Consider the following 12,280-nt stretch of genomic DNA (forward strand, 5'->3'; position numbering starts at 1 on the left):
TCTACTTTTGAGGGCATTTTTAGGGCGAAACGTCAAAAAACGCCTTCAAAAATGATTTTTGAAGGCGTTTTTTGCATTTTGGGTGGATTTTCAATTGAATTTGGTTAATTTCCTCCTGTCGAATCTCAAATGCTACGATCCAAATGCGGCCATTCTAATTAACCCAAGTATTTATGGTATAGCGACTTTGCTTCAGTAATATCCTTTGTTCCGTGTACTAAAACCCTTCCGTCTTTAAAAATGACTAATCGGTGAGTATCCATTGTATAAGATAATAGGTAAGGATTTCGCTGTACCGTTCCCCCTTGATTTATGAATCGTTTTTCTAAAGCTTCCAAATTACGTACAACAGGAACTGAAGGTCGTATTTGGACAGAATCTCTTCCACAAAGTACAGCTGACTTTGTTTGATTTTCAAAGGATAAAAATGGATAAGTGCGTTTCACGCCACAAGTAGGGCAATCCTCATTTTTCAGTTTATCTACATTTATAGAAGTATAATGGTTTTTCCATACATCAAAAGAAACGAGTTTGTTTCTTAATGAATCCCAATCACCGACCAAAATTTTTAATGCTTCACTTATTTGATGAGAAACAACCATGTTAACCGCGGGATTAATAATTCCTGCTGTATCACACGTTAATCCTCCTAGCGGAACTGTTTCTAGTATACAAGATAAGCAAGGCGTTTTTTCTGGAATAATGGTGTAGGATATTCCATAGCTTCCAACGCAAGCACCGTAGATCCATGGAACTCCAACCTTTTGTGAAACATCGTTTATAATCATTCTTGTTTCAAAATTATCAGTGGCATCAATGATAAGATTCACCTTTTCAGCCCACGTTTCAAGCTCTGCGACTGAGGCATCCGCAATGAATGCCTCAATGTCCACAGTAGAGTTAATGTCTGTTAAACGATTTTTAGCAGCGATTACTTTGGGAATTCGATTATTTGCATCATTCTCTGTATATAATTGCTGCCGCTGTAAGTTAGACCATTCTACATAATCACGATCAACAATCGTTAGTTTACCGATTCCAGCACGGACGAGTGCTTCGGCACTTGCTGTTCCAAGTGCCCCTGCTCCTATTATGAGTACATGCTTATTGAAGATTTGTTGTTGTCCCTCTTTTCCAATAGGTGAAAATAGTTCTTGTCGTGAGTACCGATTATTCACCCGATACTCATTCCTTCCTTTGGACTGCTTGCTGAAGCGTATCTCTTTTTCTCGATTCGACCGGCTTCATAGCCCAATCGTCCAGCTTCAATCGCTAATCTCATTGCTTTTGCCATTTTTACCGGATCCTTCGCTGCTGATACAGCCGTATTTAATAACACACCATCGGCCCCTAATTCCATAGCCAATGCTGCATCAGCTGGTGATCCAATACCAGCATCCACGATAACGGGTACAACCGCTTGTTCGATAATAAAGCTGAGGTTAACAGGATTGATGATACCTTGACCAGAACCTATCGGCGAGGCTCCTGGCATAATCGCATGACAGCCTGCTTCTTGAAGTTTCCTAGCTAAAACTACATCGTCAGAGGTATAAGGGAGGACGATAAAGCCTTCCTTCACCAATTCTTCCGTTGCCTTTAGGGTTTCAATCGGGTCAGGAAGTAAGGTTTTATCACAGCCGATTACTTCCACTTTAATCATGTCGCATAGGCCTGAAGCTTTCGCTAGTTTTGCGATCCGGACAGCCTCTGCTGCTGTTTTCGCTCCAGCCGTATTTGGCAGCAGCCTATATTTATTGGTATCTAGCTGTTCTAAAAAATTAGGCTGGCTTGCTTCAAAAATTTTCATTCGTCTAACCGCAAACGTAAGAATTTCTGCTTCGGAAACTTCCACCGCTTCCTTTTGGATGTCAAAGCTTGGATACTTTCCCGTTCCAAGCAACAAACGAGACTGAAAGGATAATGAACCTATTTTTAACATATCAACCGCCTCCTACAAAATGGACTATTTCGATTCGATCTTTATCTGATAATCTAGTACTTTGGTGATCTACCTTGTTTACGATTTCACCGTTTACTTCCACAATAACGACCTTATTATGAATTTCATAATGTTCCAGAACATCGGATATAAATACTACCTGTTCTGGTAATTGGATTAATTCCCCATTTAATACTACCCTCATGTATTTACCTCCAATCCTACTTTTTCTTTGTGTCTTTCTAAGTGAAAAGCTGAGAGTAGATCATCATTTTGCAAACTGTCTGCTACTAAATCAGCTACTAATTTCCCTGTAATAGGACTTAATAAAATCCCATTTCTAAAATGCCCGGCAGCAACAAATAACCCCTTCCATCTTGGATGCTCACCAATATAAGGAAGTCCATCTCCTGTCTGAGGTCTAATTCCAGACCACACTCGCTCCCATGCAGCATCCTGAATCTGCGGAACCAGTTGAGTGGCTCTTTCTATTAATCTTGCGATACCCTTAGGTGTAACGGAGTTATCATATGTATTTTCAATCATGGTCGCACCGATATAAATTTCCCCATTCCGTTTTGGTACGAGATAACAGCGTTTATCTGAAAAAATCGTTGTGTTGATGATCGGCTTTTCCGACCTAACGGAAAAGCATTCGCCTTTCACGGGATACACATGAATCTCCATTCCTGATTCACGCATTAATTTTGCAGACCAAGCTCCAGTGGCAACGACAACTTGATCACAGTTTACAATGCCATTGCTGGTTATAACGCCTTTCACCTGACTGTTTTCAAATTTAAAAGAAAGGACCTCCGTATTTTGGCGTATTTCCGCCCCGAATTGGACAGCTGCTTTTGCAAAAGCTTGTGTTAACTTTGCTGGCTGCACATGACCATCATTCGGGAGATACATTGCACCAGCTAAACTAGGTGACAGGGATGGCTCCATTTCTCTTAATTCCTTTGTATCAAGCCATTTTATTGCCGGATCCCACTTCCTTTGAAAGGTGACCTGTTTTTTTACTTCTAATGCGATTTCTTCGGATTCTGCAATTTTAAACATTCCTTTATTCACATACTCAATATCGACTCCGCTGTATTCAAATAACTCACCAGAGAGATCAGAAAACATCTTCTGACTTTTTAAAGCCATCTGGAATAAGGGACCGTCTTGTTCCAGCTCCGCTTGTGCTGCTAGCATTCCTGCAGCTGCACTTGAAGCTTGGCAAGCCAATTGATTCTTCTCAATAATGATTACTTTTCTTCCTATTTTTGATAGCTGATAGGCAATCGAGGCTCCGTTAATTCCACCACCGATTATGGCAACATCAAATGAATTTTCCAATTTATTCACCCCCTTTATTTAATGCCTTACGATAAGCCTTTACTGCCAATAATGGGTCACGCGCTTCTAAAACACCTGACATAACAGCAATCCCTTTTGCCCCTTCCCGTAGAACCTGCTCCGTATTATCAGGTGTTATCCCTCCAATGGCAATCACATCAATATCTAAATTTGATAGCATTTTTAATTCCTCAAGACCTTTTGGGATCTTACCTGGTTTTGATTGAGAATGGAAAACATGTCCGTATAGAACGTAATCTGCACCCTTCTCTTTTGTTTTTAGACCTTCATGATAGGAATGGATAGAACTCCCTATCCTAAGCTGAGGAAAGTTTTCTTTTACACTGGCTGCATCTAAACTATGAAAGGCTAATTGAACGCCTCTCGCCCCTGTTACGAGTGCAACATCTGCCCGGTCATTAATCATGATCTTTGATAGTGGTATGTTATTTTTTGTTAAAAGTTCGACGGTTTGAAATAGTTCCCTAGCACTTTTTTGTTTTTCTCGTATATGAATGGCCGTTATATAGGGATGAATATCCTTTACAATTCCCACTAACTGTTCGATTGCCATTTTACCATTGGAGATAATATGTAACTCTTTGCCATGTACACTCGTTAAAATACAAGTCCCTCCTATATGAAGATTCTGCTTATCAATGATCAAGTAAACAGCAAAAAACCACTTCCTATAGTAAGAAAGTGGTTGAAAAATTTGAAATAAGCATTTGCTCTCCAAATATTGAATTTCCCACTTCCCTACGCTGGTATTACCCAGATCAGGTTCATAGAGTCCCGAAGTAGCACTTCAATCTCAGCCTTTTAAAAAGGCACCTCTAGCGGATTTGATTCATCTATTCATTTGAAATAATCACCTTACATGGTTAATATTAGCACACTGATTAGAAATGTCAATTTTCTGATTTTGATTATTGGAGGGTATAACAAGAGAAAAAAGGTGCGAGGGAGCATTAAAGGGATACCCCTAGCACTTTTCTTGTAAATGAATAAAACAAAAAGAATAGAGTTTCCAAATCATTTGAAGATTTAGCACTCTATTTGTAATGTCCTTTGATCCTCAACTATTTGTTTCGATTTCTGAAGGACTTCATTCGTTTTCCTTTCTTCTCCCGTTAACTGTTTTTCTACTTGTTCAATTACGGTATCTAAATGTCCCTTTACCAATTCTAGTTAATTTCTGATTCTGTTCCACACTAATCATGTAAAACCCTCCCGATAAAATCAGTTTTAAATTTTCTATAATTAGATTAACAGAATCTTTTTTTATATTTAAAATGTTTATTTTGTTTCTTATTTATAGCTTTTTTATATAAATCGAGACTAGGGGGACGGTTCTTAAAGTGGACAATCGAAAGTTTTGCGCGCAAAAAGGCACCACTAGTGGTTAAACCTAGTTGTGCCTTTGCTGTTTTCTAGGTAGAAAACCCTACGCAAAAGTTTTAATTGTCAGAGAAGAATGAAGTCGTGGTCCCTGGTCTATGGGAATTTAATCTTTTTGATGACGGGTAGACTCTGAGCTCGTTTCATTCTTGGAACCTGCCTAGGGTTCCTAATGATGAAAGAATTTATTAGAAGAAGGCAGTGATTTAGTGTTCACTGAACGAAAAAAGAAGGAGACCAAATTTTTGGTTGTCTCCTTCTTTTCGTTTCAATTCATGAAGTTGTCTTCTATATCGGTTTTTACTTTTTAAAAAAATGTCGCCAATGGCCCAATCTGACACGCCAAGGACATGCAACAGTTACCTGTGTTTTTAGAGAACTTCCATTTTCTGAGCACTTTTAATCAGCTTAATCTCTCCATTTTTAGGGATTAATTCACTGATGTTTTCATATTTGTCTTCCCTTTTTGACTGGTTTAAGTTCGCCGCTACATATTCCTTAAAGGAGTAGCAAAAGAGTTTACGGGCCACTCTTCCTCTTTCACCAATTAACTTAAACCAATTTTGCCCTACATAAAAAGGATTCGTTAGGATTCTATCAATAACATATGCTATACGGTCATCTTCTTCCCCTGGATTAAATCTAGTTTTAGTAGAAAGAGCCAAGATAAAATAATTTTTAAATTTATCTATTTCTAGTAAATGAAAATGGTACTTCTCACGCTGCATTTGATTAATATTTCTTAGAACGGTTTTGATACTTTTTTCAATATCAATCTCAAATTTACTCGCATCTCTCCAAGTTGATAAACGAGAATCAAAAATGGAAAGTGTTAGTATATAATATCCTGCATACTTTTTGGGATCAAATACTTCATTATTAACTTGGCTTTCATCTTCTGGTATTACAACAAATTTTTTATAGTCAGCAAAGAAATTTTCAATCATATCGAATCCCTTCTTTCATACCTAGTTTAATTTGCTGAATAAAATGACTTAATCTAAATCTCTCTACAGCTAATTTCATTATGGAAAAAGTACCAGGGTGATCTACTCATTTTCTTTTTTATAGCGCAGTTCTTCTCGTAAACTGTCAAAATAACTTATATGGTCCAATGAATCGTGGTTTGTATGTATATATTTCTTTATTCATATTTAAAGTCCTCCTTATTCTTTCAAAAATCCTCATCTTTCACGGTTTTTAATTAAAAAGTCCTATGAGCGAATTGATAATTTGTCGTAACAGGTCTTTTGGCCGAGCCTGTTCCAATACAAGGCAGGGATTATTGTAAAAAACAACAAAAATAGAGTGCTAAAACCTTTAAAGATTTAGCACTCTATTTTTAATGGTGTATTATTCTTCTTTTTAAAGATTGGCTCTGTTATAACTAAATGTTGATATGAAAAAATAAGCGGAGAAATTCCGACTGAATTGCGAAATATCCATATTTTCTTATATATTAAGAGGAGTTTTTCCTTTTATATGATCCAAACCTTTGGATTTTGTCCTATTTAGAGCAGTTAAGCGGAAAATCTCCGCTTATATTAGCTTTTTGAGCTTCCTCATATACATTAAAAGGAAATCCTCCGCCTATGATTTTCCATACCACCATGAAAATCAACAATGAATAATAACAGAGCCTAAAGATTAAACTGCTTACTTATCAATGGAATGAGCTAAAATTGTTTCTATGCCAAAATCCCCTCAATTTTTTCAATAACCTCACTCGGAAGTTCAATTTCGACAGCTTTGACATTTTCTTCTACTTGGCTTGGTCTGCTTGCACCAATTAATGCGCTTGAAACATTTGGCTGACGTAAAATCCAGGCTAACGCAAGGCTAGGCAGCGTGATTTCTAATTCTTTTGCAATGTTCTCTAATTGCTCTACCTTCGTAAAGGTAGTCTCATTCAACATCCCTTTCATGAAGTTGTTGATTTCTGCATTGGAGGCTCGGCTATCCTCTGGAATGGTATTTCCTTTATATTTTCCTGTTAAAATTCCCTGAGCGAGAGGAGAAAAGACCACCTGTCCAATCCCATGCTTTGAACTCACCGGAATCACTTCTTTTTCAATATAACGGTTTAACATGTTATATACAGGCTGGTTCACGACAATTCGATCTAAAAGGAATTTATCCGCTACAGAGACGGCTTCTTCAATCTGAGCCGCACTCCATTCACTTACACCAGCATAAAGAATCTTCCCTTGACGAATTAAATCATCAATGGCTCTCAATGTTTCTTCCACTGGCGTTTCTGGATCATAGCGGTGACAGTAAAAAATATCAACATAATCTAAGTTCATTCGCTTCAAGCTCGCATTGGCTTGTTCAATCACATGCTTCCTCGATAATCCGCGGTCATTCGGTCCTTCACCCATTGGCCAGAACGCTTTTGTCGTAATGACATAGGATTCACGTGGATATTCCTTTAATGCCCCAGCCATCACGCGTTCCCCTTCACCACGCTCGTAAACATTGGCAGAATCAAAGAAGTTAATTCCTAGTTCATAGGCTTTATGTATCGTTTTCTCAGCCGTGTTATCTTCAACCGTTTTTCCGTAGGTTAACCAGCTTCCTAAACTTATTTCACTTACCTTTAACCCACTATTCCCTAAACGTCTGTATTTCATCGACATCAAACCTCCCAGAAAAATTAGAAAAACGACCTTCAGATACCACTATATAAAATTCGGACTATTTTTACAATTATGAAATACTCCAGGATTTGATTTGACGTTGTCCCTATAAATCGATTAATCTGGGTTTTCTTCAAGTAAGTGATTTAGCAAGTCTGTCATTTTTACTGTGTCACATACTCTTACAATTGCATCTCCAAATTTTCCTTTATACATATCATGATTCTTTAGAAAAATATCTTCAACTCAAGCGTATTTTGAGGTAAATGGTTAGTGGTTGTGATCAACTATGTTTTTTTAATTTACCAAACATGTTCGCTTGATTTTGTGCAAATTGTTTTGTTGGTTTATTTTTTATCACTTTTTTTCTATCTAGCAAAGTTGGTAAACTCATGCCGAGAATAATGGTTACAATACCTACTATTTGCAAAGTAGTAACACGTTCACTTAATAAGATAACTGATACCATTACCGCGATTGGCAATTCAATCGCACTTAGTATCGATGACATACCCATTCCAACTTTAGGAACTGCAATGGTAAATAATAAAACGGGAATAATCATACCAAATAGGCCCAATGCCAAACCATATATCCAAAGTCCTTCATGAAACAAAGTCCCATTCCAAATAATTTCTGGAGACTGAAAAACAGTCGACATTAAAAAAGCAAAGAAAGAAACTAAAACTAACCGGCAAGAGGTTGTCAAACCTGCAGTTGCCTTGCCATTCACAAATAAAAAGAAGGAATAACAAAGAGCTGCTGCTAACCCCCATATCCACCCTTTAATAGGTATTTGGGATATATCAACATCAATCAAACCAGCTGCTGGTATCGTTCCTGCTACTAATATGATTAAAGAGATCAATTCAATTCGGTTTGGAAATCGGCGTCTTGTTATACAGGAAATTAACATGCCTATCCATGTAAATTGAAACAGGAGTACGACTGCCAAAGAAGCAGGCAAAAAGTTCAAAGAACGACCATACAAAATATTTGTTAACCCTGTTAAAATGCCTGCAAATATAAGAATTTCAATTCCCTTAAAGCTTATTTTGGATCTATTTGTAAAAAGGTAAATACATAAGGCTATACAAAATCCGATAAAAAATTGGCTGGTAACTGCCTCTGAGACTGAAAAACTACTACGCATCGCTAGTTTTATGATGGTGGAAACTACACCATAACTACTCGCTGCAATAACGATCAATAAAGGATACATATACATCTTCATCATTCTACATCCTCTTTTATTTTTTTATGAAAAGGTACGAAAAAAGGAGCATTTCCAGATGAAAATGCCCTGTTTAAATTCCTCTATTAACGCGTTTGTGAACTAGTAACGTTATCGTTCTTTTCGTAACTCCCATGCAATCCGCGCACTTTCTTCTAATTCTTCTAGTATATAAAATGCTTCCATAATATCTTTTCCGGGTACGACCGGTCCATGATGGCTTAAAATCCAGCCATCAGAATCCTTTACACGTTTTTCAAATGCATGAAACAGTTCTTGACTTCCCGGTTTTTCATAAGGAATTAAGCCAACATTTCCTAGTTTCATTTTCAAATATGGTGTATGATCCGGTATACAATCTGATTCATTTAGCCCAGGTAAACAACTCCAAAGCACACTATACGTACTGTGTGTATGAAGAACTGCACCTATATCTGGTTTTGCTTTGTATACGGACAAATGTAACGGCCATTCTTTACTTGGTTTTACGTGGTGATATTGATTTCCATCCATATCAAGAACTGCAAACTCATCTGGTTTCAGCGTTCCAAAGCATGTTCCAGTAGCCGTAATATAAATTTTATCTTCATGTAAAAAGCTTAAGTTCGCGACGCTTCCCGTAGCTTTTCCACGTTGAAAGAGACTATGGGCAACCCATATCGCATGATTAATCTTTTTATCTAATGAATCTCTCATATTTACCACTTCTCTCTATTATGTTAAAGATAAAGCACGCAGGAAAAAATCAGAAGTTCCAAAGTTTCCACTTTTAAATACGATTCGAATTCGGTAATCCTCTATCGGTATCATGATGGGTACTCCGGGTGCAATACTATCTCCAATATGGTATCCATTGAAACCAAGCCTTTTTGCTACTGCCCCACTCGTTTCACCACCTGCCACAATGATTCTGTGGAACCCAGCTTGGACAGCAAGTTCTGCTAAATCTGCAGTTGCTTTTTCTAATTTTTCTGCAACTTCTTCTTTGCCTTGTTGTTGAATTCGTTTTACATTCTCAGGAGTGTCACTGCTATATACTAAAATCGATTTTTCTTTATTTTGAGAAATCACATTCCAAATCTTCTCTACGGATTCTTCACCTAAAAGTAATTTCATCGGATCCACAAAATACGTTTCGCCGCCATATTTTTGATATTCTAAAATCTGGTATCGTGTCGCTTCACTGCAGCTCCCTGCTAATAGGAACGCAGGTGACTCAGACCGTTCAAATCCATTTGCTTCAACCTTTTTTTTAAACATTTTCGCCAATGGGTATGCTAGACCACTACCACCCGTAATAAGTTTCAGATTTCCAAATAACTGGACCAGCTTTTGGGAATCTTCTTCTTTCTCGTAATCTGGTACAATATAAAATTTTTCATGCTTATTTTTCATTCCTGCAATGAACTCGTCTACTTCTTCCTTATTGGAAGAGTCTGAGATTTTTACACTAGGGAACATGCTTTGTGCATTCATTAAACGAACAAGATCACAATCCGACATTGGTGTAAGCGGATGATCCTTCATTGGGCTCTCATGCAATGGAACTCCATTGACATATAAGCACCCTTCTTTAACCGTACGCCCATTTACCGGAAGCGCAGGACAAAGAATTGTATAAGGAACATCTAGCTTTTGCATAACCGCATCACAGATTGGCCCAATATTCCCCTCAGGTGTAGAATCAAATGTAGAGCAATATTTTATATAAAATTGTTGTGCACCTTGTTCTTTTAACCAGCTTATTGCCTCAAGGGAATCTTTAACAGCTTCTTTTGGATCTTGGGTACGGGTTTTTAAAGCAATTACACATACCTCCGCCTGTTGAGCCTCATCAACGTTCGGTACTCCATTATATAAAACAGTACTAAGTCCACCTTTTACAAAAAAAGAAGCGATGTCACTAGCACCAGTAAAATCATCTGCAATAACACCAAAGCGCACTAGATTCACCCCCTTATGATTTTTTAAAGATGATTACTGACACTACTAATGGTGATTATTTAACCATTTGAGCTTCTTCAAAGTTCTTTTTACGTACCTTTACACCTAACAAATCTTCAAAGTACCGAATCATTGCATGCTTGTAGTAATTTCCTTGTCCGTTATGTAATGCAAGTTGATACGTTTGCATGGTTCCGCTCAAAGTTGGTAGTGGAATTTGGTATTTTACTAATACTTCATTCATACTTTCCATATCTTTATATGCTCTTTCTAGTGAAAAGCTATGTTCAAAATTCCCTTCTAAAAGTTTAGGAATCAGTGTTTGTGAAGCAAAACTAGATCCTGTTGCCGTCATTAATATGTCACCGAGTTTTTCTGGATCTAAACCAAGTTTTACACCAACTGGTAATAATTCACTAAAGCTCGCACAACAAATATTTAATGCACAGTTATTAATCATCTTCGTAAGCTGTCCAGCCCCGTTTTCACCCATGTAAAGTATCTGTTTCCCCATTCGATCAAGCATAGGTTTTATGGTGTTAAATAATTCTTCATTTCCCCCACACATGATACTAAGTGTTCCATCAATCGTTGTTCTCGGATGACCAGAAATTGGACAATCCATGTATTCAATTCCATTCGCTCTGCAGGTTTCAGCAATTTCAATTGCACCTAAGTAACTTATCGTGCTAAAGTCAACAATCGTTTGACCTGGTTCCATATACTTTAATAGACCGTTTTCGCCTACGATAACTTTTTTTACAATCTCTAAGTCTGGCAGACAGAGAAAAATATAATCACTATCTACTGTATCTAGACTATTCGTTGTGGTTTTAATTCCTTTTTCCTTGAATGGTTCAAGAGAATTTGTATTTGCATCACATACAAGATAATCAAATTCACCTTCCTTTTCACCTTTTGCAAGATTAAATGCCATACCCGTACCCATTACGCCTAATCCAATAAAACTTACTTTCATTTAAGAACACTCCTTTTTTTAATTTATTCCATGGCTTTTTAAACACCCTCTAGCAGAAAGACTATTATTAATATTCGGACTTTTTGAAATAGAATTTAACTTCCAACCTTATTTAGTTTTTCACTTTCTAACGCACTGATTATCGCTTTTACCGCTTCTTTTGGACTTGTCAACACGGGTAGTCCTAAGGTACTGGTTTCCTTTTCTGCAGATGCCTGTGTAATCTGCGCAAGAACGATCACTTCACATCCTCTTTCTTTCAATTCCGCTGCAGCAAGACAATTAAGTCGATTATGTTCTTCCTCATTTCCTGCTTTCAATTCAGTCATAGCCTGTGTATCAATTTGTGTATCTATTTCAACTTCTTTACCCAACTCTTTGGCAATCTTCTTCAATTGGGCTTCTGTTAAGGGTCCGGTTGGTCCATTCGTTACAACAACACCTATTTTATTATAATTTTTGACTGCCTTTTCTAACATTGGACGATCTACGGCCATTATCGGTACTGATACAAATGGCTTCACAGAATCAATAATAGGTGTAAGTACGGTGCATGCAACAATAATTGCATCAACACCTGCCTCCTGTGCTTTAACTGCAATATCTACAAAATCTCGATATGATTTATCATCGATTCCATTAATTTGGTTAGCATAGTACTGAATATTTTCATCAACGAAATTTAAAACCGTTACTTCCGGGGCTAAGTTGTTAAATGCTGCATTTAAAGGTGGTACAGCATTACAGGTTGCATGAATAATACCAATTTTCATATCAATTCTCCTCCTATTTTA

General features: G+C 37.3%; 12 protein-coding genes and 1 riboswitch. All 12 genes read right to left on the reverse strand.

The annotated features are described in order from the left end of the window. Positions 1 to 158: 158 nt before the first annotated feature. Complete coding sequence (locus ACN6MT_RS19550; protein ID WP_419887624.1) at positions 159 to 1,178, reverse strand: thiazole biosynthesis adenylyltransferase ThiF; 1,020 nt, start codon at positions 1,176 to 1,178, stop codon at positions 159 to 161. Next, positions 1,175 to 1,942, reverse strand: a complete 768-nt coding sequence (locus ACN6MT_RS19555; RefSeq protein ID WP_419887625.1) for a thiazole synthase — start codon at positions 1,940 to 1,942, stop codon at positions 1,175 to 1,177. The genes ACN6MT_RS19550 and ACN6MT_RS19555 overlap by 4 nt, the downstream gene beginning before the upstream one ends. A gap of 1 nt (position 1,943) precedes the next feature. Further along, positions 1,944 to 2,147, reverse strand: coding sequence for a sulfur carrier protein ThiS (thiS, locus tag ACN6MT_RS19560; protein ID WP_419887626.1), 204 nt, complete (start codon positions 2,145 to 2,147; stop codon positions 1,944 to 1,946). After that, entirely contained in the window at positions 2,144 to 3,289 is a 1,146-nt protein-coding gene (thiO, locus tag ACN6MT_RS19565; protein WP_419887627.1) for a glycine oxidase ThiO, read from the reverse strand. The genes thiS and thiO overlap by 4 nt, the downstream gene beginning before the upstream one ends. Position 3,290: 1 nt before the next feature. Beyond that, positions 3,291 to 4,028 carry a thiamine phosphate synthase gene (locus tag ACN6MT_RS19570; RefSeq protein WP_419887628.1) on the reverse strand — a complete coding sequence of 246 codons (738 nt, stop codon included), beginning with the start codon at positions 4,026 to 4,028 and terminating at the stop codon, positions 3,291 to 3,293. Beyond that, positions 4,029 to 4,137: riboswitch (TPP riboswitch) on the reverse strand. A gap of 924 nt (positions 4,138 to 5,061) precedes the next feature. Further along, complete coding sequence (locus ACN6MT_RS19575; protein ID WP_419887629.1) at positions 5,062 to 5,637, reverse strand: hypothetical protein; 576 nt, start codon at positions 5,635 to 5,637, stop codon at positions 5,062 to 5,064. 741 nt (positions 5,638 to 6,378) lie between these two features. Beyond that, positions 6,379 to 7,323 (reverse strand): aldo/keto reductase family protein, encoded by a 945-nt coding sequence (locus ACN6MT_RS19580; RefSeq protein WP_419887630.1) that lies wholly within the window; start codon positions 7,321 to 7,323, stop codon positions 6,379 to 6,381. Positions 7,324 to 7,612: 289 nt separating this feature from the next. After that, positions 7,613 to 8,557 (reverse strand): EamA family transporter, encoded by a 945-nt coding sequence (locus ACN6MT_RS19585; RefSeq protein WP_419956488.1) that lies wholly within the window; start codon positions 8,555 to 8,557, stop codon positions 7,613 to 7,615. Positions 8,558 to 8,674: 117 nt separating this feature from the next. Next, a complete protein-coding gene (locus ACN6MT_RS19590) occupies positions 8,675 to 9,259 on the reverse strand; it encodes a class II aldolase/adducin family protein (protein ID WP_419887631.1) in 585 nt (194 codons plus the stop codon). An 18-nt stretch (positions 9,260 to 9,277) separates the two neighbouring features. Continuing rightward, entirely contained in the window at positions 9,278 to 10,507 is a 1,230-nt protein-coding gene (otnK, locus tag ACN6MT_RS19595; protein WP_419887632.1) for a 3-oxo-tetronate kinase, read from the reverse strand. Between the two features lie 55 nt (positions 10,508 to 10,562). Then, positions 10,563 to 11,486, reverse strand: coding sequence for an NAD(P)-dependent oxidoreductase (locus ACN6MT_RS19600; RefSeq protein ID WP_419887633.1), 924 nt, complete (start codon positions 11,484 to 11,486; stop codon positions 10,563 to 10,565). 95 nt (positions 11,487 to 11,581) lie between these two features. Then, complete coding sequence (locus ACN6MT_RS19605) at positions 11,582 to 12,259, reverse strand: aspartate/glutamate racemase family protein (RefSeq protein WP_419887634.1); 678 nt, start codon at positions 12,257 to 12,259, stop codon at positions 11,582 to 11,584. Between the last annotated feature and the right edge of the window lie 21 nt (positions 12,260 to 12,280).

Source organism: Neobacillus niacini, assembly GCF_048572935.1.
GTDB classification, from domain to species: domain Bacteria; phylum Bacillota; class Bacilli; order Bacillales; family Cytobacillaceae; genus Neobacillus; species Neobacillus niacini.